The organism is Calditrichota bacterium (genome assembly GCA_013112635.1).
Taxonomy (GTDB): domain Bacteria; phylum Calditrichota; class Calditrichia; order Calditrichales; family J004; genus JABFGF01.
The window spans coordinates 1-23,103 of record JABFGF010000004.1; the positions used below are offsets into that span (position 1 = coordinate 1).

A 23,103-nucleotide genomic window follows, 5' to 3' on the forward strand; every position below is an offset into this window, starting at 1 on the left:
AAAGAGTTATGCACATAAATCCACAACTTATTAACAAAAAAGAAGCAAAAAAAGGAAGTACTAAAAACGTTATACTACAACAACTAAATTTATCTTACAAAGTTACCTTTTATTATGAGTCAACTGGAATGGAGGATTTACGCGGCATTTTTGGAGATGATAAGGTCCCATCCTTTTGCCGAATGGGACCTGTTTATTTCGTTAAATAGCAAAATTGATTCCAACACTTACATTGTTGTATTTACCAATATTGTAATCTGCATTAAGATTAATAATAAGAAAGCGAATACTTAATCCTAAAGTTAATCGGCTGGTATTTTTTCCTTCAATTTCAAAATTTACTTCCTGGGTCAAAGGTCCGGAAGGAGAATTTACTATAAAATCATACGTAACTTCCATGGTAGAGCTTTCCAGCATAAATCCGGCATAAGGTGTAACATTAAGTGCCTCAAAGCCAAACTGTTTACTGGCATTTAGTCCAAAAGCAGTTGTATTTGTTTTAAAAAGTTTTCCTATTTTCAATTGTTGTGTAAAAAATCCAGCAGAAACATCCAATGGCAAAGGAACAGGCAACCAAGCTGCAGGATTATGCTGAAGGCCAAATCCAAAATATTTAAAATTACCTAAATCGTCATTCAGAGGAACATCCGGTAAATAACGGAAAGTAGCCTGTGTACCGTAAATCGTACCAATACTTAATTGAGGCGTGGCCATTGGCAAAAGCTCCAGATTTGCTAAATCTTTAAACCCACCACCGGGCAATTCTACAACCTGATCTTCAACAATAATTTGTTGTTGGCTATTTGGCTCAGTAATGGTTTGCCCGGGAAAAGTAATTGTAATCTTGTCTTCTTCCGGCCCAATTATCGTTGCACCTTCCATTCTTACTTCAAAAGCCTGAGATGCTAATATTTGTTTAAACTCGTCCTGTAGACTGCCAGGTAAACTTGCCCAATTAGGATCTGAACTTAAAATTTGTTCTGCTTCGGCTGATGAAAATTTAAAATTACCCTGGGTTGAAAAATGCGTCGCATCGCTAGGGAACTGAGAACCCATGAAAACAAATCCAACCTCCAAATCAAACCCAAATTTTTCATCTTGCGGGGCTTTATGAAACCAACCGGCATTTAAATCTGCCCCGAATCCTGAACCAATTGGATTTAAATAACTTCCGGCTGCATCGGCAGAAAGGTTTTGTAATGTTTCTTCCAGGCTTCCTTCTTCTTGCGAAAATGCAAAAGAAAAAGAAATGAAGAGTAAACATGTAGCTTGAATTATATACTTCATTTAGACCTCCTGAGTTAATAAATGATTTCAAATAATATGGGTTCAAAAAGGATGCCACAAAGCAACCTTCAGTTTAACGTATTGTTTTTATAGAATTTATACTTTGATTAAATTTTTAAGCTTTTCAATTGTCGGTTTTGTGCAACAGAAGTGACTCAATATATAGTCGCCCCAATACGACAAATATCAAGGTGTAAAAGAATTATGGTTTTACGGTCACATTTCTAATTTGCAATTTTTTGAAATAAAAAAGTTTTTACACTAATATTTTTATCTTAAATTGGCGAGATTATTATCAAACCAAACAATGAGGAGAAACAATGAAGTTAGTTATTAGTTTACTAAGTGTTTTATCACTTTTATTTTTTGTGGCCTGTGGCGGCGAAAAGAAAGCAGAAGAAGCAGCAAAACCCGCTAATCCAAATGGCTTAACCGATTTCGAAATGGAAAATGGAATTGGCCCGGTTAAAGAAAAAATCGTATTGGGTGAAATTGATCCGGTAAAAGTTGCTGCAGGAGAGAAAACATACAACTCACTTTGTGCCCCTTGCCATAAATTAGACAAGCGTCTTGTTGGCCCGGCACAACGCTATACTGTAGACCGCCGTACACCTGAGTATATTTTAAATATGATTATGAACCCTGATGAAATGACAAAAAAACATCCAACAGGAAAAGAATTACTGGCTGAATATTTGGCACCTATGACCAATATGAACCTTACATTGGACCAGGCAAAAGAGGTTCTTGAATACCTTCGTTCTATTGCTAAAGAAGGCCATGAAAAAAATATCGTTGCTGATCCGGTTTTTAAAAATGCTAAAAAATAAATTTTTTGTTTGAATAGTGTTTTTAGTTAAAGGCTATGGATATTTCCATAGCCTTTTTTTTGTATAAAAAAGTTGTTTTTTTGTTTATATTTGGCATTATTAACCGTATATTAAGACAATAAGGTCTTATATATCATTCCGGTTTACCTATTTATGTTATTATCAAAAGCATGTATTTATGGAGTAAGGGCTGCAATCTACCTGGCCGTTTATGAAGAACGCCCCTTTGTTCCAATAAAAGAGATCGCTGAAACACTAAATATCTCATTTCATTTCCTTACAAAAATATTGCAGATACTTTCAAAAGCCGGGCTTATAAAATCCATTAAAGGCCCAAATGGCGGTGTAACATTAAAATTGCCGGCTGCAAAATTAACGGTTTTTGACATTGTTTTTGCAATTGACGGTGCGGAAATCTTTGATGAATGTGTACTTGGCCATCCCGGCTGCTCTGATGACAATCCATGTTCACTTCATAGAATTTGGCGTGTAACAAAAGAAGAACTTAGGGCTGAACTAAAGAGGGAATCCCTGCAAGATTTGGCCAAACAAGTTCAAGACGGTTCAATAAGGTTATTCGATGTTTATTAATTCTGAGATAAATGTATTTTTTAAAGATTTTTTTATCACTTATCATTAAATTAGATATAACAAACGGAGGTTCAGTTATGTTTTGCTATTATAAACCCAAAAAATATTATTGGGTGTTCACACTTAGTATAGGATAGGCATTTTTATTAACCAACTATTACTATCAACGTTACCAATTTTATTAGAGGAGAAATTATAATGAAAACTATTTTTATAGTTTTATTTTCATTTGCACTCATTTTAAGTTCATGTAAACAAACGGAATCGAATGCCGGGGGTGGGGAAGATTTTGAAAAAAATACTCCATTAGGACAAGCTTCTGTTGTGGATGAAGAATCTGCAAAAAACATTTTACAGTTGGCTATTGCAACCGAAGACCTTTCAACACTTGTTGCAGCGGTCCAGGCTGCTCAGATAGAGCATGTTTTAGTAAACGCTGGCCCACTAACAGTATTTGCACCGGTCAATTCTGCTTTCGATGCATTGCCTGAGGGAACAGTGGCGACATTATTAAAGCCCGAAAACAAGAAAAAGCTTGCTTTCATTTTAACAAATCATGCCTCACCAAGCACATACAAAGGACGCCTTCTTAAAGATGGACGAAAACTTTATATGGCGACCGGAGAGTATATCGAAATTAAAAGAGAAGGTGAAGATATCTTTATAGGCGGGGCAAAAATTCTTGCGACAGTTGATGCTTCAAACGGCGTTGTGCACTTGATAGACAAAGTATTAGTTCCGGCAGAGAAATAACTAAACAAATCAAAAAAAAGGTAGAATTATGAATTTATCATTTAAATCAATCTCAATATTTTTATTGATAGGTCTTTCACTGGCTATTTTTAGTTGCCAGCAAGGATCGAATGGCGGTGCATTAAAAAATAGCACTGCTGAAAAAGTTTTTGTTGCACCGGGTGAACATGATGAGTTTTATGCATTTATTTCCGGTGGTTTTAGCGGACAACTTGCTGTATATGGTTTGCCATCTGGAAGACTATTTAAGGTTATCCCTGTTTTTTCTGTAGATGCTGAAAAAGCCTGGGGATTTAATGAAGAAACAAAACCAATGCTTCAAACATCTCATGGCTTTATTCCATGGGGAGATTCACACCATCCTGATATTTCGCAGACAAACGGTGAGCTTGATGGAAGATGGGTTTTTATAAACGAAAACAATACACCACGTATTGCGCGTATTAGCCTGGAAACATTTGAAACTGACGAAATTATAGAAATTCCAAACAGTGCTGGTAACCATAGCTCATCATTTGTTACTGAGAATACAGAGTATGTTGTTGCAGGAACACGCTTTAGTGTACCTGTTCCACAGAGAGATATGCCTATTGCAGAATATAAAGGAAATTTCAAAGGCGCCTTATCTTTCATTAAGGTTGATCCGGAACATGGGCATATGAACATTGAGTTTCAGATATTAATGCCAGGTTTCGATTATGACCTTTCACATCCGGGTCGTGGTAAATCACACGGTTGGTTTTTCTTCACAACATATAATACAGAAGAAGCAAGCACATTAATGGAAGTAAATGCTTCACAAAATGACAAAGATTTTATCGCTGCCATTAATTGGAAAAAAGCTGAAGAATATATGAAGGCTGGAAAATTTAAAACAATGCCTGCAAATTATGCCCATAATGTTTATGATGAAGCTACCCACAGTGCGACAACCACATGGAAAAAAGAAGTAAGAGTGCTTGACCCAGCAGAACTCCCAGGGTTGGTCTATTTTATGCCTACACCTAAATCACCACATGGTTGCGATGTTGACCCATCTGGAGAATACATTGTTGGTAGTGGAAAACTTGCAGCTGCTTTAACAGTACACTCATTCACAAAAATGGAAAAAGCTATCGCTGATAAAAACTTCGAAGGTGAAGCTTATGGTATTCCAGTTTTAAGTTTTGATGCTACATTGGCCGGAACTGTAGAACAACCTGGTCTTGGCCCATTACACACTGAATTTGATGGTAAAGGAAATGCTTATACAACATTTTTCATCTCATCAGAAGTGGTTAAATGGAAACTTGGTACATGGGAAGTTATTGACAGAAAACCAACTTATTACTCAGTTGGCCACTTAATGATTCCTGGTGGAAACTCCCGCAAGCCATTTGGTAAATATGTAGTTGCAATGAATAAAATTACAAAAGACCGCTATTTGCCAACAGGTCCTGAAGTAACTCAATCTGCACAGCTTTATGATATTAGTGGCGAAAAAATGGAATTATTGCTTGATTTTCCAACAGTTGGTGAACCACATTATGCTGCCGGTATTGCTGCGGATTTAATTAAACCGCGTTCAAAAAAATTCTACAGACTTGCTGATAACAATCATCCATATGCAACTAAAAGCCAGGATGAAACAAGAGTTGAACGTAAAGGAAAAGACGTCCATGTATATATGACAATGATCCGCAGTCACTTTGCACCTGATAATATTGAAGGGATAAAAGTTGGTGACCGTGTTTATTTTCATGTAACAAATCTTGAGCAGGATTATGATGTACCTCATGGTATAAGTATGATTGGTGCAAATACATCTGAATTATTAATCATGCCTGGTCAGACAGAAACTTTTGTCTGGGAACCTAAGCAAGTTGGGGTTTGGCCTTTCTACTGTACAGATTTCTGCTCTGCACTTCACCAGGAAATGCAAGGGTATGTTCGTGTTTCTCCAAAGAACTCTAAAATTAAACTGAGCTGGTCTTTAGACGGTGAATAAAAAATGTATCTAAAACGGAATAAATAACTCTAAGTTTACAAATAATATTAATAGCCCCGAACTTTCGGGGCTATTATTTTACCCAAAACGAATTGCAGTATTGGATTTAAAGAAATGAAAAAGTCAAAAATATTAATGATTATCGGTTCTCTTTTATTATTAACTCTTTTTGTGTTGCCTTTATGGAATATAACCCTGGATGCACCGCAATATCCGGACTCTCTTGGAATTGATATTTATATTACTAAAATGCAGGGTGCCCATGAAGGTGATATCCAAAATATAAACATTATGAACCACTATGTTGGCATGGAAAAATTACCCGAAAAAATGAAAGAATTTGAATTATTTCCAATTGTTGTAATTGTTATGGCTCTTCTTGGTGTGATAATAGGTTTTATTGGGAAAAGAAAACTATTTCTTGCCTGGTTTGTAGCCATGGCAATACTTGGTTCCATTGGAATGTATGATTTTTATTTATGGGAATATAAATACGGACATAACCTGGATCCAAAAGCAGCAATCCAATTCCCGGGACAAGCATATCAACCACCACTTATTGGTTCAAAAACTATTCTTAACTTTAAAGCTCATTCATATCCAATGAGCGGCGGATACATGCTTTTTGCCGGAATGTTTTTGAGTTTAGGAGCGTTCTTTGTTGCAGGCAAAGAAGAAGAAAAGGAGAACTAATGCATCGTTTGAAATTAATTTTACTATTTTTTGGTTTTGTTTCACTAGTTTCTTGCGGGATTGAACCAGGAACGATTGATTATGGAAAAGATGCCTGTTCGTTTTGCCAGATGAATATTGTGGACAACCAGCATGCTGCTCAAGTTGTTACAAATAAAGGCAAAGTATTTAAATATGATGCCATTGAGTGCATGATGCGTGACATAAAAAAGAAAGATCATAACAGCATCGCCTTATATTTAATTACTGACTATTCTGAGCCAGGTAAATTTACTGATGCTCAAAAAGCAACATATCTTGTAAGTGCAAATGTTCCTAGTCCGATGGGAGCAAATCTCTCCGGGTTTAGCAAAAAGGAAAATGCATCCACCTTGCAACAGGAAAAAGAAGGCACATTATATTCCTGGGATGAATTAAAAAACCAATTTTGACATTTGCTTATTAAAGCAAATAAAATATCATTCTGAAAAGCTACGAATGACAATTATTAATGAAGTACAACCATTATAGATGTACTTCATTTTTTTTAGAAAGACATTAATATCTTCTGTTGTTTTCCAGACGAAACACTGAATTAAATTGAATGAAAATTGTAAAAAAATATTTCTTAATCTTCTCACTTTTCTGTTATGCCGGTCTTTCTGCAAATGAACTAACCGTTTGTGCATCATGTGAATACCCTACAATAAAAGAGGCTGTTCAATTGGCCCAAAGCGGTGACACACTTATTATTGAACCAGGCACATATTTTGAATCGGATATTCAAATTGAAAAACCGCTCACTATTCTTGGGATAAATTATCCTGTAATCGATGGTCAGGAAAAAAGTTATATAATTAATATCACCAGTGACAGTGTTACAATCAAAGGTCTTTCACTTAAAAATATTGGCAGAAGTTATACTACAGATTTTGCAGCAATCCGTACATACAAGGTAAAATATTTTCATTTTGAAGATATTAAATTAGATAATCCATTTTTTGGATTTCATATCGAAAAATCATCTAACGGAGTTATAAAAAACAATATTATCAGAGGAAATGCTGTTTCAGAGCATAACTCTGGAAATGGAATTCATCTCTGGCATTCTTCAAAAATCCAAATTCTTAATAATTCCATCGAAAACATGAGAGATGGAATTTACTTTGAGTTTGTAAAACACAGCATCGTTCGTGATAATGTTAGTAGAAATAATATTCGCTATGGTTTACATTTCATGTTTTCCAATGATGACAGATATGAAAAAAATCTTTTTGAAAAAAACGGCGCTGGTGTTGCCGTAATGTTTTCAAAAAACATTTACATGAAGTATAATACTTTTCGCTTAAATTGGGGTTCTGCATCGTATGGATTATTGCTGAAAGAAATAAATGATGCAGTAATAACACACAATCAATTTGACCAAAATACAATAGGAGTAAATGCCGATGGGGCCAACCGGATTGTATTTGAAAACAATAGTTTTAATAATAACGGTTGGGCTATCCGATTTTTAGGCGCATGCTATGGGAATAAAATCCTGCAAAATAATTTTTTACACAATGCCCTCGATATTTCTTACAAAGGCAACATGAATGGCAATATTTTTGACAGAAATTTTTGGAGTGAATACACCGGATATGATTTAAACAAGGATAATATCGGAGATGTGCCCTACCGGCCTGTAAAACTTTTTTCTTATGTTGTAAACAACACTCCGGAGACAATCATTTTGCTGCGCAGCTTGTTTGTAGATATAATAAATTTTTCAGAAAAAGTATCTCCCATTTTTACTCCGGATAATTTAAAAGACTTTAACCCTCTTATGAAACCAGTTATAAATAATGATTGATGTAAAGAATTTATTTAAAAGTTACGGTCCTGTTGTAGTATTAAAAGGCATAAACCTGACAATTGACCAACAAGGTATTGTTGCTGTTTTAGGCCCAAATGGTTCCGGAAAAACTACTCTGATAAAAACAATTTTGGGAATGGTGATTTCTCAAAAAGGTGAAATCTTATTAAATGGAGACCCGGTAAAAAACAAATGGCTTTACAGGAATCAAATTTCCTATATGCCGCAAATAGCCAATTTCCCTCAAAATCTTAAGGTTTTAGAACTTATTGGGATGATTAAGAATTTACGTGGGCAAACAACCAAGGACAAAGAGCTGATTGAACAGTTTGGACTGGAAACTTTTTTAGACAAAAAGCTTGGAACATTGTCCGGCGGAACACGCCAAAAAGTAAATATAGTCTTAACTTTTATGTTTGATTCCCCCTTAATTATTTTGGATGAGCCAACTACAGGGCTGGATCCTGTTGCATTGATCCATTTAAAAAAACTATTAAGTGAAGAAAAGCAAAAAGGTAAAACCATTCTAATAACAACCCATATTATGAACCTGGTTGAAGAAATATCTGACCAGGTAATTTTCTTATTAGATGGAACAATCTATTTTAACGGAACTGTTGCCTCCTTAAAAGAGCAGACAGGTCAAAAAAACTTAGAACACGCTATTGCTACAATCCTGAAAGAGAACAATGATTAAAATTTTGAAGTACAGTTTTTTTGATTTAATGCGCAGCCGATGGAGTTATATCTATTTCCTGTTTTACCTTGTTTTGGGCTTTATTCTTTTTTTCTTAAACGAAGAAGTTAGCAAGGCCGTTATAACCCTTCTTAATATTATTATCGTTTTAACCCCGTTAATAGGGACCATTTTTGGTGTTATGTATTACTACAGTTCGAAGGAATTTACCGAACTACTTTTGGCACAACCTCTAAAACGAACAACAATTTTCCTTGGACAGTACCTGGGCTTAAGTCTTTCACTTGCTCTAAGCCTAATTATTGGTCTGGGGATTCCATTTGTTATTTATGGCGTTTTTCTCTCTTCAGCTATTTGGGATTTTGCAACTCTGTTGCTGATTGGCGGGTTTCTGACTTTTATTTTTGTGGCGCTCTCATTTCTAATCGGCCTATCCTTTAATGATAAAATTAAAGGTTTTGGCTTCGCGATTTTAATGTGGCTTTTCCTTGCAGTTATCTATGATGGCATATTTCTTCTTTCAATGATAATTTTTGATGACTATCCTCTTGATAAATTTGCACTCGGAATGACTTTATTTAATCCAATTGATTTATCACGGATTTTAATACTCCTTAAGTTAGATATATCAGCCTTACTCGGGTACACAGGAGCTGTTTTCCAGAAGTTTTTTGGGACAAGCCTTGGTATGATTCTCTCGACAACCATTTTAAGTCTGTGGGTTTTAATCCCAGGTTGGCTGATGATCAGAAAAGCAAAAAAGAAAGATTTTTAAGAAAACCAGGATATCTTTTTAAACAGCCCGTTTTTTATCTTCAATTAATTTATCTACTGCCATTAATCCTGAACCAAAAAGAAAATAAACTCCCAATAACACAAGAACCAAAACAGCTAATTCCAAAGATTGCCCTGCCGACATTAAACCTTGCTCTAAATGTACAACAAAAACAGCGCCTGCTAAAACCGGAATTTGGATTAAAGCCGCGAAACGGGTTAGCAAACCAATTGCCAGACATAATCCGCCAATTAAATGGGAAATTGTTATATATGAAAAATACCAATATTCCTGATCTGAGCCTGCAAGTTCAATAAGTGCCGCCGGATTGGAAAAAAGAATTAATCCTCGAATAAGTAAGGCCGTTCCTAAAAATATACGGATATATGAATAAGCTAAATTTTGATTCGATTCCAGCTTTTGAACTGTATTATCAATAATTTTCAAAATTCCCCCCTTTTAGCCTGATAATTGTGTGAATATGGTTTTAGAAATGGTTTGATTGAGTACACGCGAATATATTTAGCAATCACATATTAGTCAAGGATATAGAGGTGAGGGAAAATATTTAAAATATCCATTTTTATTTAGGGGTTCTTTGTCTTTTTTTATATATTAAGGGCTTTGACCAACAATTATTATAATTTTCTCTTTTATGATTCAAGCTATCAAAGAAATATTTATTGTTTTTATTGCGCTTTATTTGCTTGTAATTGTTTCCGGTATTTTCAATTCAATAAATCTTATCCTTGCAGAAAAGGCCATTACAGAAGCACCTCAATGTATTGTTAGAAATAACGATAAACCATGTACATGTAGTTGTAGCAAAGAATTTGCAAGAGAATGTTGCTGTTGTTCCGTTGAAGAAACATCTCACCAAGCCGGCTCTGATCTACCACAAATTGTTTTTAAAGGAAGTTGCAACGAATTGCCCACAATACATTCCAACTTTATTGCCTTAAAATTTGTTGTAACAACAAAAACAGGTTATTACCTGTATCCTAAAAATAAAAAATATGACTGTTTTAGTAACAAATATAGCCAGGATTTTTCTTCTTCAATTGATCACCCGCCTCCACATAAATTATCTTAATCCAAAATCATTTAATTAAACTGTAGCCGTACTTTTCCCAATGGACATTCAAATGTTTCACCAATGGGTATTCTGGCTTCATTTTATTCAATTTACCAGATTAGTAAAATCAATTTCTAAGCAAAGTAGCATTGTCTCCATTTATGCTTTTACTAAATCTTGGAATTTGATTTATTATTCTTCTGGCAATCCAATAAATTCGGGAAGGAAGATAATTTTATGTATAAAATTTTTATTCTGATAATGAGTATGATTACGCTAAGTTTTGCTCAGGAATTTGGAACAATAAAGGGTATTATTCTAAAAGCACACGACAAATCAACATTGAGTGATGCCCAAATTACAATTGAAGAATTAAACTTGGGAGCCATCAGCGATGCTAATGGTAATTTTACATTAGAAAACATTCCATTGGGCAAACAAGTAATTATGGTGAGTTTTCTTGGTTTCCAAACAGTTAAAAAAACTGTGGAAGTCAAAAGTGGTGAAACTATCGAATTAAACATTTTAATGAAATATGAGCCTATTGTTATTGAAGAAATAATTGTTACAGCAGATAATGCCGGACAATCATCACAGATAGATGTTTATAGCGAAGCTCTTACTCAAAAAACACCAAAAGATATTGGCGAGTATTTTAAAAATGTTACCGGGGCCAATGCCATTAAAAAAGGTGGTTTTGCAATGGATCCGGTTATCAGGAATTTTAAAAATGACCAATTGAATATTCAATATGATGGTGGTGTCCGTTGCTGGGGTGGTTGCCCAAACAGAATGGATCCTCCAACATCTCACGTTCAGTCAGAAGATGTAGAAAAAATTGAAATCTTTAAAGGCCCGTTTTCAGTTCGTTTTGGTCAAACAATGGGTGGAATTGTTAACCTGGTAATGAAAAAACCGAACGTTTTTGAGCAATGGACTTTGAAGACAAGCGCTGAAACCGGTTATGAAACCAATGGAAATGGTGCTGTCGCCAGATTGGCTTTAAAAGGTGGTGATAATGGATATGATTTTTATATAAGCGGTGGAACAAAGAATTACCAAAACTATAAAACAGGTTCCGGCAACGAAGTTCCATCCGGCTTTAGAGTAAATGATTACACAGCCAAGATTGGTTATTTGCCGGCAAAAAATCATAGATTGCAAGTTTCCTGGAGACAGTCTTTTGCACGTGATGTAAATTATCCTTCCTTGCCAATGGATGCGTCCGTTGATGATACTGATATCCTGGCTTTTGATTACTCGGGCAGGAATATTAATAAGCTGATTTCCTCAATTACTGCAAAGGTTTATAAAACCGATGTCCGGCATATTATGACAAATGAAGCACGCATGAATTATAGCGCTGTCCATGCCGAAACCGATGCAACCACAGAAAGTTTTGGCGGTCGCTTTGAAACAGCTTTAAATGTTGTAAACAATGGGATTTTATTTGCAGGATTTGATTATTATAAGATGGGCCGCGAAGGCAACCGTACAAAAGAGATTTATAAAAATCTCTGCAACGGTATGGTGTTTTCAGAACCAAAATTTGTAACCGATTACGTTTGGCAAAATACAAACCTATCTGATGCCGGTATTTTTTCTGAATTGGATTATGCTTATAATGAAAGGCTGTCATTCAACATTGGCGGCCGGGTCGATTTTATAAATTCAGAAATCAATGATCCTTCGCCTCAATTCACAGAAGCTTATGGAGACATTTCCAGTTATGATGAAACCAATTTTAGTGCAACCGTCTCGGCTCATTATAAAGCAAGCAAAAATTTAAGTTTAAACTTGTCTCTCGGCCGTGGAACCAGGTCTCCCGATATTTCTGAAAGATATATAAACCATATGCCAATCGGGATGGATGCGTTTGAATATTTTGGAAACCCTAATTTAAAACCGGAAACAAATGACCAGATTGAACTTGGCCTTATTTCCAAATGGATTGGATTTAATATTAAAAGTAATGTCTATTATTCCAAGTTCAATAATTATATAACCGCAGTTTTAGATCCTACAATGGCGAAATTGTATTTGCCTTGTATGCCACCAGCAGGAACCAAAATTTTTCAAAATATTGAAAATGCTCATCAATATGGATTTGAAGCAAAAATAAGCCGCGAAATTGGTAAAGGATTTTCCTTCTCTAGCGGATTTGCATACACGATTGCACAAAATGAGGATTTTGATGAACCATTACCTGAAGTAGCGCCAATGGAAGGATCACTTGATTTAAGATATACAAACAGTGAACATAAATATTATGGTGAATTTTCCAGCAGATTTGTTCGTGAACAGGATCGTGTCGCTGATACATTTTCCGAAACAAAAACACCGGGATTCTCTGTTTTTAATTTCCAGGCCGGGATTGATTTATTTACATATTTTCATTTCTCGCTTTCAGTAAATAATATTTTTGATAAAAACTATTATGAACACCTTAGCAGAAAATATAAAAATATGCCAAATAGTTTTTACCTTTATGAACCCGGACGTAATGTAATTTTAAGATTACGCGCAGATATTTAATATTTGAAGACCTTGAAGGTTCCTCAACCTTCAAGGTCACTTTTCTTTTGCAGCATATCCAAACTTCTTATAGTTTCTCCTGATGGAAAAAGACAGATATTTCTACAAAAATACTTTTCATCATTTATATAACCGCGGTGCAAACAAACTCCCTGTATTCTTTGATCGAAATGATTATCTTTTTTTTCTTAGAAGAATTAGGGTTTTTAAACAAAAATACGAAATTTCAATTTTGTGTTATTGCCTGATGCCCAATCATTTTCATCTTTTTGTACAGCAACTTTCAGATGAGTTTCCTATTGGCAAATTCATATCAGACTTAATAAACTCATATACTAAGTCGATAAATAAAAAATATAAACGTAGCGGTGTGCTTTTTCAGGGAAGGACATCAAGTAAACTTATTGATCAGCAAGAATACTTTATTTGGTTAACAAAATATATTTTATTAAATCCTGTAAAATCAAAATTAGTACCTTGTGCTCATAATTGGGAATTTTCTTCGGCAAAAGACTATTTTGGAATAAGAAAAGGAAACCTGATTGATAATAATGAAATAATGTCTAACTTTTCTTCTAAAGAGGAATTTAGAGATTTTATAGAAAGCAGTGAAGAAAAATATGATTACTCGAAATTCAAATGAAAACCAGGCGACCTTGAAGGTTGCCAACAAACCTTCAAGGTCACTCAACAATCAGCTTCAAAAACGAATCCTTGTACTTGACGGCGCGATGGGCACAATGATCCAGGCCTATAAATTGGACGAAGCGAAATTCCGTGGTGAACGATTTAAAGACCATCATAAGGATCAGCAAGGAAATAATGACCTGCTTTCAATCACTCAACCAAAAGTGATTGAAGAAATCCATCTTGAATATCTCAATGCAGGTGCAGATATCATCGAGACTAACACTTTTAATGCCAATGGTGTCTCCATGCGTGATTATGATATGGTTGACCTGGTTTATGAAATGAACCTGGAATCTGCCAGGGTGGCAAAAAAAGCTGCTGATGAAAAGACAAATCAAAATCCCGACAAGCCAAGATTTGTTGCTGGATCAATCGGGCCTATGAATGCAGCACTTTCTTTATCTCCCGATGTTAACGATCCTTCTCAACGGGCAGTCAGCTGGGAAGAAGTTGTCGATGGGTATTATCATCAGGTACGCGGCTTGGTGGATGGCGGTGCGGATACGCTTCTTGTTGAAACCATATTTGATACATTGAACGGCAAGGCAGCGTTGTTTGCCATAGAAAAATATTTTGATGAATGCGGTAAAAGAATCCCGATTATGCTTTCTGTAACCATCATCGATATGAGCGGTAGGACTCTTTCTGGTCAAACACTGGAAGCATTTTTGGTTTCAGTTAAACACGCCAATTTATTCAGTATTGGTTTAAATTGTTCGCTGGGGCCAAAACAGATGCGCGCATTTATTGAAGAAATATCAGATCTTGCCCCCTGTTTTGTAACGCTTTACCCGAATGCCGGACTACCAAACGAGTTTGGCGGATATGATGAAACACCCGATGAAATGAATAATGTTCTGGAAGAATATGCTCAATCCGGGTTTATAAATATTGTTGGAGGTTGCTGTGGAACAAGTCCGGAGCATATCCGCAGGTTTGCAGAAAGCATGCAAGACCACACACCGCGTAAAATTCCACAAATAAAAACGCAAACACAATATAGCGGATTAGAGCCTTTGACCATTCGCGCTGATTCCAACTTTATCAACATTGGTGAGCGCTGCAATGTGACCGGATCAGCTCGTTTTGCCAAACTTATATTAAATGATGATTATGAAACAGCTTTAAGCGTTGCCCGCAAACAGGTTGAAAACGGCGCCCAAATCCTGGATATAAACATGGATGAAGGCATGCTCGATTCAGAAAAAGCAATGATCCATTTTTTAAAACTTATTGCCACTGAACCTGAAATTGTTAAAGTGCCTTTGATGATTGATTCATCAAAATGGAGCGTGATAGAAGCCGGTTTAAAAAATATCCAGGGCAAAGCCATCGTCAATTCGATAAGTATGAAAGAAGGCGAGGAAACATTTTTAAAGCAAGCCAAATTAGCGCTTTTGTACGGTGCGGCTGTAATTGTGATGGCTTTTGATGAACAGGGTCAGGCTGATACTTATGAACGCAAAATTGAGATTTGTGAACGTGCCTATAAATTATTGGTTGAAAGGCTCAACTTCCCGCCGGAAGATATTATTTTCGATCCCAATATTTTTGCCGTGGCCACAGGAATTGAGGAACATAACGAATATGCCATTCATTTTATTGAGGCAACCCGCTGGATAAAACAGAACTTGCCCCATGCGCGAATCAGTGGCGGTGTGAGCAACCTTTCCTTTTCATTTCGTGGCAACAACACGGTGCGAGAAGCCATGCATTCCGCTTTCCTCTATCACGCCATTCAGGCCGGTATGGATATGGGAATTGTTAACGCCGGGCAAATTGATGTTTATGAAGAGATTGATCCCGAATTATTGAAACTGGTTGAAGACGTGTTATTTAACCGCAATCCTGAAGCAACTGAAAACCTGGTCTCCTTTGCTGAAACCGTTAAACAAAAAGGACCACAGAAAATTGAAAATGCAGCCTGGCGTGATGATCCTGTTGAGAAAAGATTGGCCCATTCGCTTGTAAAAGGCATCGTCGAATTTATTGATGAAGATGTAGAAGAAGCACGTCAAAAATATAAGTCTCCCATAAAAGTAATTGAACAACCATTGATGGACGGCATGAATGTGGTTGGCGATCTGTTTGGAGCAGGCAAAATGTTTCTGCCACAGGTGGTAAAAAGTGCGCGGGTAATGAAAAAAGCCGTGGCCTACCTGCTGCCCTATCTTGAAGCAGAAAAGGCCGAGAATGCCTCCAGTTCTGCGGGGAAAATATTGCTGGCAACAGTAAAAGGGGACGTGCATGACATCGGGAAGAATATTGTGGGCGTTGTCTTGGGTTGCAATAATTACGAAATAGTTGACATGGGCGTGATGGTCCCTGCAGATAAAATTCTTGAGACTGCCCGCTCGGAAAATGTGGACATGATTGGTTTATCCGGCCTGATAACACCTTCGCTGGATGAGATGGTGCATGTGGCCAAAGAAATGCAACGACAGAATTTTGATGTGCCGCTTTTGATTGGCGGTGCAACAACATCTAAAAAGCATACGGCTGTAAAAATTGAGCCACAATATAAAGGTCCCATCTCGCACGTATTGGATGCATCGCGTGCGGTTGATGTGGTGAACAAACTGCTAAACCCGCTTAGCAAGATTGAATTTATGCAGGCGACCCAGGATGAATATAAAGAAATTCGCCAGGCTTACGAATCGAAGCAAAAAGCAACTACACTTATTTCAATCCGTGATGCGCGCAAAAATAGTTTTAAAACAGACTGGCAAAATATGGAAATTATGAAACCCGCCAATCTGGGTATAAAAGTTTTTAAAGATTTTCCTTTGGGCGAGATAAAAGAATATATCGATTGGGCGCCGTTCTTTTCCGTTTGGGAGCTTAAGGGCCGTTTTCCCGATATTCTTGAAAATGAGCAGGCGAAGCAAGTATATGATGACGCGCAAAAAATGCTGCAAGAAATTATTACCAACAAAAGCCTTTCTGCACATGCTGTGATTGGATTGTTCCCGGCCAATAGTGTCGGCGATGATATTGAACTTTTTATTGATGATGAAAGACATGGCCAGCTTGCAACTCTGCACACTCTGCGTCAGCAAATGCAGCGTAGAAATGAAAGGGCTAATTTTGCCTTATCCGATTTTATTGCACCAAAAGAGCGCGGAGTTAAAGACTATATGGGCGCATTCGCCGTTACTGCCGGAATTGGCCTGGATAAGCTGGTTGAAAAATATGAAGCTGATCATGATGATTATAAAAGCATAATGGCCAAGGCCGTTGCCGATAGACTCGCAGAGGCTTTTGCAGAATTAATGCACAAAAAAGTCCGCACTGAAATTTGGGCTTACTCCAGAGATGAAAAGCTGGACAATGCCGATTTAATAAAAGAAGAGTTTCGTGGCATCCGCCCTGCTCCGGGCTATCCTGCATGCCCTGATCATACAGAAAAAGAAACTTTGTTTAAATTGTTAGATGTAGAAAACAGTGCCGGAATTAACCTGACTGAATCTTTTGCCATGCTTCCCGCCGCTTCTGTTTCCGGTTGGTACTTTGCACATCCTGAGGCACGGTATTTTGGTTTGGGTAAAATTGGGCCAGACCAATTACAGGATTATGCCCATCGTAAAGGTATTAGTTTGCTGGAAGCAGAAAAATGGCTTGGGAGTAACTTGTAGTTCGATCCAACGGAACATGGCAAAAATTGGGAACAAACAAAACTTAAAATCCATGCCCAGTTAATCTGGCCATGAAGCAGCAAAATGCCACAAAACCAAGGTCTGCAAAATAAAATCGCTGCCGCATCAGAAGCCATCCAATCCGCAGATGCCATTATTATTACTGCAGGTGCGGGTATCGGCGTCGATTCCGGTTTGCCTGATTTCCGGGGCGATAAGGGATTTTGGAACGCCTATCCAGCCATTGCTAAGCTGGGGTTTTCATTTTCAGAAATGGCCAATCCTCACTGGTTTAAGCAAAAGCCTAAACTAGCTTGGGCATTTTACGGGCATCGTTTAAATCTTTACCGTAAAACCACGCCTCATTTGGGATTTAGACAACTGCTAGATATCTCTATCCAAAAAAAAGGTGGATATTTTGTCATTACTTCCAACATTGATGGTCATTTTCAAAAAGCCGGATTTGATGGGAACCTTATCAATGAAATCCATGGTTCAATCAATCATTTGCAATGTGTAAAACCTTGTTGTGATGATATCATAAATGCAGATAATCAGCAGGTTTTTGTGGACGAAGAAAAATTTGAAGCTCAAGAACCCTTACCGCAATGCCCAAATTGCAGTGATTTAGCCCGACCTAATATTTTAATGTTTAGCGACTGGTTATGGATTTCCAAACGCTCTAAAGAGCAAAACTTAAATTTTCGCTATTGGAAACGCGATATTCAGCAAAACGGATTCAAGCCTGTAATTATTGAAATTGGTGCAGGAGAAGCTGTACCAACCATCAGATTTCACTCAGAATCACTTGGCAAGCAATTTTCCGCTACACTTATCCGCATAAATCCACGAGATCATTCAGCCCCTGAAGGAAGCATATCAATCCCACTTGGCGGTGAAGAGGCTATAGATTTAATTTATAAAAAATTGCACGGGCATTAGTTTAAAAGAAGCCGAAAAATGACTGTCGAGTAACTTGTAATACAAAGATTTTTGATTGCCTGGAAAATATATTGACCAATCTCTTATCAAATAAAATTGCTTCTAATTATAAGAGTTGCCACGCCGAAAAAAGAATCTATGGAAAGTTGTTCGTATTTCGCCTGATACAACAACTGAATTTTCAAAGGGTCATTGAAAAAAGGATTTTTCATTGGTCATATCATCCGGATGATGGCGACATTTATGCCCGGAAAATTCACCCCTTCAAGGTTGCGGTCGAGAGACTGCAACCTTTTTTTATTTAAATAGCTTCAAAGTCCGCAGCCTAATTCAACCATTTTTAGTAAAAGCAGAAATTAAAATGCCAGTTTTAGATTCCCGATACAAATATTCAGGCATGACAGTTTTTTTATTCATCCCTATGCACAGAATCCGGTGAAAAGGCTGGCAGGCAAACCGCTATATAGTGTGCGCCTTCAGGTGTTGAATATTGGGTTTTCTCACCTTTATAAGAAATAAATGCTTCATTCTTTTTAATTACAAATTCCTTTCCTGCACATTTAATATGGACTGCTCCTTCAAGCACCAAAGTATATTCATCAAATTCTGGCGTTTGTGCTGGTTCTACCCAGCCGGCCGGACTTGTCATTCTGGCAATGCTTAGATCTGAAGATTGTGAATTTACATGCCCGATAAATTCCTCTATCAATTTTGGCTTATTTCCGGCTGCTTCAATAACAGTTGCATTCTTTATGTGTTGAGGCATACTTTCTCCTGTATTTAGATTCAATTTCTTTTACCATTCTTTTAATCTTTGTAACTTGTGGATGCATATTACATAACAATTTAAAATATCCTGAAACTATGAGCAACGATCTGCTTTTTAGCAAATTTGAAATTATCGATTGTTATAAAAAAGATGACAGCATGGCTGTTTACCTGGCCAACCATATTTATCTCCATAAAAAAATTATTTTAAAAACCCTTAATACCAAATTAATTGCCAATCCTGCCATCCTTAAGCGTTTTAAACGTGAAGCTCAACTGCTTGCAAAAATTGATCATCCCAATATTATTACTGTTTACGATTTTGGCCAGGCCGGAGATTATTTTTACATATCTTTTGAGTATTTCGAAAGCCAAAACCTTCGGGAAGCATTTAACGATAATGGCTGGTCTGTTCAGGATAAAATGTCAATCGTCCAACAAATTTGCATTGGCCTGGTAGAAACTCATTCTCACAAAATAATTCACCGCGATTTAAAACCAGAAAACATCCTTATCAATAAAAATAAACTAGTTAAGATTGCGGATTTTGGTTTAGCGCAAATAAGTGGCTCTGAAAAACTGACTGCTCCCGAATCAGTTGTAGGGACACCTGCTTATATGGCGCCGGAACAAATTCAAGGGATTACAACGGATGAACGCACAGATTTATTCGCCTTTGGAATAATAATCTTTGAACTTTTTTATGGCCAAAATCCATTTTTAGGAGATGATGCAGGGCAAACGTTAAACAACATTCAAAAATGCAGCTGGAAACCAATCTCCTCAAAAACAGATATTCCATCTTCAATTTTAAAGCTTATTGAGGGTCTGTTAAAAAAGAATAAAAATGAAAGAATTCAAACCTCCCGTGAGGTTTTATCTTATTTTGATTTGCCAACGAATGAACCTGAGCTTAAAAAGCCAGCACGTAAAACTGGTAAAATTACATTGATTTTTGTTCTCCTGGTTATTGCTTTTGTTTTCTTTTTTAAAGACAACTTGTTCACTGCTAAACCAATCGTTGAAAAAGTTAACCAATCTGAAAGAGACTCTTTAAAAACAGATAGTGTACAAATCTACCTGCAAGACACGTTGACAAGGCCCATTATACTAGCACCAAAAAATGAAAAAGAAAATAAGCCAGGTGATTTGGTTGCAATGGATACGGAAAAAGAAATTGGAATAAAAGAAGTCCTAAAAGAAACACCTGTCCCAACTTTCGGATATCTGGATTTAAAGTGCAGCCCCTGGGCAGATATATTTATAGATTCACAAAAAGTTGATACAACCCCAATAAAAAATGCAATCCGCCTTGAAAGCGGCCAATATTTTTTGCAACTGCGGCATCCGGATTATCCGGTTTACAGTGAAACAATCAAGATTTCTGAAGAAAATGTTTTAGAGTTAAATGTTAACTTGAATAATTTTGCCGGTTTTCTTAAATGTAATGTTTTTCCCTGGGGAAATATTTATATTGATAATGTTTTTAAAGGTCAAACACCTTTAAAAAATGTGATTATTCTAGAGCCGGGGAAACACACGCTTGAAGTAAGAAATTCAAAATATAAAACATATACATCAGAAATTTTTGCGGAAAAAGAAGATACTTTGTTTATTTCTGTTGACCTTATAAAAGAAAACAAATAAACTGGCATTAAAATTGAATACAACTATTAATGATTTTCTAAGTAAATGATAAATAAGATTATTGATAAATATATTCAGCTAACTAAACACGTCATGAAAATGAAAAAAACTGTACTTTTTTTATTAATTCTTCTACCTCTATTAAGCTCTGTTAAAGCGAATGAATGGGAAATTATTGGATCAATGCCTGTTCCTGTAAAAGGTGCGCAGGCTGTTGTGCATGATACAACAATCTATATTTTTGGCGGGTTTTCCGATTCTTTGCTTACAGGTACAAAACTAATACAGGCTTACTACCCCAATTCCAATAAATGGAAAATCCTGGACGATTCTTTAATTGTCCCCAGGTACGAACTTGCCGCACATGCATATAATGGAGAAACATATATTTTTGGCGGCGCGACCACATCCAACGATAGCAGCTATGCGATAGAAAAGAGGGAGTCCTCGGGCAAACAAGTAATTCATAAATATGATTATAATTTTAACAGAAAGTTTTCAACCTCTGTTGTTGCGGGAGATTATCTTTATATATTTGGCGGCTTTCCGGATTTTCAGCTATTTGATTCCCTTTCATATTGCGTTCAGTTTCATATTCCCAGTGGTGAGGTAGTTGATACTTTTAACATTAATGACATTTATGGTTATGATTTGCCAAGCGTCCAAATGTCTGCAGTAGCTAATGGACAAATCTATGTATTTGGCGGTGTTTTCAACGGCATTTTGCGTGAAGTGAGTACTTTTGGGCTTGATAACAAACAATGGAAATCAGAACCAACATCACTCAAAGAAAAGAGGGCCGGTGGTGTAGCAATTACTATTGAAAACTATGATCAAATTGTCCTTGTTGGTGGGTTTAATGAAATTAATCCTGAAGCAATGAATAGTGTAGAAATATATAATTATTTAGAAGGAAGTGTTGAGCGAAGTAACCCCCTAAATATTGAGCGCGCCGAATGCGCTGCTGTACTTTATAATGAATCTGTTTATGTTTTTGGCGGTAAAAATGAGAATGATGACATTGTTGAGTTCATTGAAAAAACAGATCTTCCATTTTCGCCTGTGACAGCAATAGGAGAAACTGACAAAGCTCAACTCATAAGCGATTTTGAAAATATCAGGAATTATCCAAACCCGTTTAACCCATCAACGAATATATCTTTTAAGCTAAATACACCATCTAAAGTAAAGATAAATATTTTTGATGTAGCAGGAAATTTTGTTATTTCACTTGCCAATAAAATGCTAAAACCCGGTAGTTATAAATTTAACTGGGATGGCAAAAACTCGAGCAAAACAAATGTTTCCAGCGGCATCTATTTTTATCAGATTTCTACAGCAAATCAAGTTGAAACTAAACGAATGATTTTGATCAGGTAATGAAGAATTTGAAAACACTTTTAATATTAATGATACTTTGTCATGCAGGGTTTTCTCAATCTGTTACTGATTCAATAAATGAACTCAGTTTAAGATTTAAAAACTTTGAATATGAAAAAGTAATTACTGACTCAAAAAGGATTCTCGACAAGCAGGATAGCCTTACAATCCAACAGCAAACTGAAGTACTACGCATGCAGGCAACGGCATTTTATTCTATTGGTAAACTGATAAATGCTGAAAAATCTTTTATCGATCTTTTGGACAAAAACTCACAGTTTATCCTGGATTCTTCGACAAATTCACCTAAAATTGTAAGCTTCTTTAACAGCATAAAATTGAAATATTTAAGCAGCCAGATTAAAGATATTGAAAACCCCAAAAAAGATACGACAGACATCATTCTACTAAAGCAGAATCTGCAGGACTATAAGGATGGTATGCTTCGCTCAATCATCTGGCCCGGATGGGGGCACTATTATGTAGATGAACCGCTTAAAGGCAAATTATTAAATATCGCAGCTTTGGTAACTTTGGCCCCAGGCATTTATTATTCATTTGAAACTGCCCGGTTAGAAAAGAAATATCTAAATGAGTCCGATCGTTCCCAAATTGAAAAAAGATATAATTCTTATAACAATGCGTTCAGCTATAGAAACTATGCAATGTCAGCATTTGCAATAATTTGGTTTTATACTCAATACGATTATTTTTTTATAGACCGTCCTTCATTCAATCAAAAATTTTCAATTGCTCCCGCATATGATCCATTTAATAATACAAAAATAATCCGCTTTTCATTTCAGTTTTAGTTCCCGCAAAAAATCTTTAATACGAACATTAAGCCATTAACCACGAACAATGTTCGCACTTAAATAACACCCACTTCCACATTCAAAATCGGATCTTCCAAAAGAGTACCTGATTTTAGTACCTTCTGCCCAACTATTTATTCTTGGCATTCAATTTGATATTAAAAACACC

At 36.3% G+C, this 23,103-nt stretch carries 20 protein-coding genes; 17 read left to right on the forward strand and 3 right to left on the reverse strand.

The genetic code is table 11. The annotated features are described in order from the left end of the window. Positions 1–201 precede the first annotated feature (201 nt). A complete protein-coding gene (locus HND50_11620) occupies positions 202–1,287 on the reverse strand; it encodes a hypothetical protein (protein ID NOG45878.1) in 1,086 nt (361 codons plus the stop codon). Positions 1,288–1,607: 320 nt separating this feature from the next. Here HND50_11620 and HND50_11625 point away from each other — a divergent pair, with 320 nt between their 5' ends. The 9 genes from HND50_11625 (at position 1,608) to HND50_11665 (ending at position 9,447) form a co-directional block, all read left to right on the forward strand. After that, positions 1,608–2,117 (forward strand): c-type cytochrome, encoded by a 510-nt coding sequence (locus HND50_11625; GenBank protein NOG45879.1) that lies wholly within the window; start codon positions 1,608–1,610, stop codon positions 2,115–2,117. Positions 2,118–2,270: 153 nt separating this feature from the next. Beyond that, positions 2,271–2,708, forward strand: a complete 438-nt coding sequence (locus HND50_11630; protein NOG45880.1) for an Rrf2 family transcriptional regulator — start codon at positions 2,271–2,273, stop codon at positions 2,706–2,708. A 198-nt stretch (positions 2,709–2,906) separates the two neighbouring features. Beyond that, complete coding sequence (locus HND50_11635) at positions 2,907–3,461, forward strand: fasciclin domain-containing protein (protein ID NOG45881.1); 555 nt, start codon at positions 2,907–2,909, stop codon at positions 3,459–3,461. Positions 3,462–3,489: 28 nt separating this feature from the next. Continuing rightward, entirely contained in the window at positions 3,490–5,448 is a 1,959-nt protein-coding gene (gene nosZ, locus HND50_11640) for a Sec-dependent nitrous-oxide reductase (GenBank protein NOG45882.1), read from the forward strand. A gap of 114 nt (positions 5,449–5,562) precedes the next feature. Further along, positions 5,563–6,141: a hypothetical protein gene (locus HND50_11645; protein NOG45883.1), complete on the forward strand. Its 579-nt coding sequence runs from the start codon at positions 5,563–5,565 to the stop codon at positions 6,139–6,141. Beyond that, a complete protein-coding gene (locus HND50_11650) occupies positions 6,141–6,572 on the forward strand; it encodes a hypothetical protein (GenBank protein ID NOG45884.1) in 432 nt (143 codons plus the stop codon). The genes HND50_11645 and HND50_11650 overlap by 1 nt, the downstream gene beginning before the upstream one ends. A gap of 152 nt (positions 6,573–6,724) precedes the next feature. Further along, positions 6,725–7,972, forward strand: a complete 1,248-nt coding sequence (locus tag HND50_11655) for a nitrous oxide reductase family maturation protein NosD (GenBank protein NOG45885.1) — start codon at positions 6,725–6,727, stop codon at positions 7,970–7,972. Next, entirely contained in the window at positions 7,965–8,672 is a 708-nt protein-coding gene (locus HND50_11660; GenBank protein ID NOG45886.1) for an ABC transporter ATP-binding protein, read from the forward strand. The genes HND50_11655 and HND50_11660 overlap by 8 nt, the downstream gene beginning before the upstream one ends. Then, positions 8,665–9,447, forward strand: a complete 783-nt coding sequence (locus HND50_11665) for an ABC transporter permease (protein NOG45887.1) — start codon at positions 8,665–8,667, stop codon at positions 9,445–9,447. The genes HND50_11660 and HND50_11665 overlap by 8 nt, the downstream gene beginning before the upstream one ends. An 18-nt stretch (positions 9,448–9,465) precedes the next feature. Here HND50_11665 and HND50_11670 read toward each other — a convergent pair whose 3' ends face one another. Next, a complete protein-coding gene (locus HND50_11670) occupies positions 9,466–9,894 on the reverse strand; it encodes a DoxX family protein (protein NOG45888.1) in 429 nt (142 codons plus the stop codon). Positions 9,895–10,102: 208 nt separating this feature from the next. Here HND50_11670 and HND50_11675 point away from each other — a divergent pair, with 208 nt between their 5' ends. The 5 genes from HND50_11675 (at position 10,103) to HND50_11695 (ending at position 18,324) form a co-directional block, all read left to right on the forward strand. Then, positions 10,103–10,540 (forward strand): hypothetical protein, encoded by a 438-nt coding sequence (locus HND50_11675; protein NOG45889.1) that lies wholly within the window; start codon positions 10,103–10,105, stop codon positions 10,538–10,540. Positions 10,541–10,759: 219 nt separating this feature from the next. Continuing rightward, complete coding sequence (locus tag HND50_11680; GenBank protein ID NOG45890.1) at positions 10,760–13,057, forward strand: TonB-dependent receptor; 2,298 nt, start codon at positions 10,760–10,762, stop codon at positions 13,055–13,057. A gap of 82 nt (positions 13,058–13,139) precedes the next feature. Next, positions 13,140–13,700, forward strand: a complete 561-nt coding sequence (locus tag HND50_11685; protein NOG45891.1) for a transposase — start codon at positions 13,140–13,142, stop codon at positions 13,698–13,700. Next, positions 13,678–17,382, forward strand: coding sequence for a methionine synthase (gene metH, locus HND50_11690; GenBank protein NOG45892.1), 3,705 nt, complete (start codon positions 13,678–13,680; stop codon positions 17,380–17,382). The genes HND50_11685 and metH overlap by 23 nt, the downstream gene beginning before the upstream one ends. Positions 17,383–17,466: 84 nt before the next feature. After that, positions 17,467–18,324: an NAD-dependent deacetylase gene (locus HND50_11695; protein ID NOG45893.1), complete on the forward strand. Its 858-nt coding sequence runs from the start codon at positions 17,467–17,469 to the stop codon at positions 18,322–18,324. A gap of 409 nt (positions 18,325–18,733) precedes the next feature. Here the strand turns inward: HND50_11695 and HND50_11700 are convergent, their stop codons facing one another. Next, positions 18,734–19,090: a cupin gene (locus tag HND50_11700; protein ID NOG45894.1), complete on the reverse strand. Its 357-nt coding sequence runs from the start codon at positions 19,088–19,090 to the stop codon at positions 18,734–18,736. Between the two features lie 98 nt (positions 19,091–19,188). On the opposite strand from HND50_11700, the gene HND50_11705 reads away from it, so the two are divergent. The 3 genes from HND50_11705 (at position 19,189) to HND50_11715 (ending at position 22,931) form a co-directional block, all read left to right on the forward strand. Next, complete coding sequence (locus tag HND50_11705) at positions 19,189–20,739, forward strand: serine/threonine protein kinase (GenBank protein ID NOG45895.1); 1,551 nt, start codon at positions 19,189–19,191, stop codon at positions 20,737–20,739. A gap of 99 nt (positions 20,740–20,838) precedes the next feature. Next, positions 20,839–22,119: a T9SS type A sorting domain-containing protein gene (locus HND50_11710; protein ID NOG45896.1), complete on the forward strand. Its 1,281-nt coding sequence runs from the start codon at positions 20,839–20,841 to the stop codon at positions 22,117–22,119. Beyond that, positions 22,119–22,931, forward strand: a complete 813-nt coding sequence (locus tag HND50_11715) for a hypothetical protein (GenBank protein ID NOG45897.1) — start codon at positions 22,119–22,121, stop codon at positions 22,929–22,931. Before HND50_11710 ends, HND50_11715 begins: the two co-directional genes overlap by 1 nt. Positions 22,932–23,103 lie beyond the last annotated feature (172 nt).

Bases quoted from the DNA above. Each gene is read 5' to 3' on its own strand.
- HND50_11650 (NOG45884.1), top strand. From the start codon at position 6,141: ATGCATCGTTTGAAATTAATTTTACTATTTTTTGGTTTTGTTTCACTA.
- HND50_11715 (NOG45897.1), top strand. From the start codon at position 22,119: ATGAAGAATTTGAAAACACTTTTAATATTAATGATACTTTGTCATGCA.
- HND50_11620 (NOG45878.1), bottom strand. From the start codon at position 1,287: ATGAAGTATATAATTCAAGCTACATGTTTACTCTTCATTTCTTTTTCT.
- HND50_11660 (NOG45886.1), top strand. From the start codon at position 7,965: ATGATTGATGTAAAGAATTTATTTAAAAGTTACGGTCCTGTTGTAGTA.
- HND50_11700 (NOG45894.1), bottom strand. From the start codon at position 19,090: ATGCCTCAACACATAAAGAATGCAACTGTTATTGAAGCAGCCGGAAAT.
- HND50_11680 (NOG45890.1), top strand. From the start codon at position 10,760: ATGTATAAAATTTTTATTCTGATAATGAGTATGATTACGCTAAGTTTT.
- HND50_11710 (NOG45896.1), top strand. From the start codon at position 20,839: ATGAAAAAAACTGTACTTTTTTTATTAATTCTTCTACCTCTATTAAGC.
- HND50_11635 (NOG45881.1), top strand. From the start codon at position 2,907: ATGAAAACTATTTTTATAGTTTTATTTTCATTTGCACTCATTTTAAGT.
- HND50_11655 (NOG45885.1), top strand. From the start codon at position 6,725: ATGAAAATTGTAAAAAAATATTTCTTAATCTTCTCACTTTTCTGTTAT.
- HND50_11625 (NOG45879.1), top strand. From the start codon at position 1,608: ATGAAGTTAGTTATTAGTTTACTAAGTGTTTTATCACTTTTATTTTTT.
- HND50_11645 (NOG45883.1), top strand. From the start codon at position 5,563: ATGAAAAAGTCAAAAATATTAATGATTATCGGTTCTCTTTTATTATTA.
- HND50_11705 (NOG45895.1), top strand. From the start codon at position 19,189: ATGAGCAACGATCTGCTTTTTAGCAAATTTGAAATTATCGATTGTTAT.
- HND50_11630 (NOG45880.1), top strand. From the start codon at position 2,271: ATGTTATTATCAAAAGCATGTATTTATGGAGTAAGGGCTGCAATCTAC.
- HND50_11685 (NOG45891.1), top strand. From the start codon at position 13,140: ATGGAAAAAGACAGATATTTCTACAAAAATACTTTTCATCATTTATAT.
- HND50_11665 (NOG45887.1), top strand. From the start codon at position 8,665: ATGATTAAAATTTTGAAGTACAGTTTTTTTGATTTAATGCGCAGCCGA.
- HND50_11675 (NOG45889.1), top strand. From the start codon at position 10,103: ATGATTCAAGCTATCAAAGAAATATTTATTGTTTTTATTGCGCTTTAT.
- metH (NOG45892.1), top strand. From the start codon at position 13,678: ATGATTACTCGAAATTCAAATGAAAACCAGGCGACCTTGAAGGTTGCC.
- HND50_11695 (NOG45893.1), top strand. From the start codon at position 17,467: ATGCCACAAAACCAAGGTCTGCAAAATAAAATCGCTGCCGCATCAGAA.
- nosZ (NOG45882.1), top strand. From the start codon at position 3,490: ATGAATTTATCATTTAAATCAATCTCAATATTTTTATTGATAGGTCTT.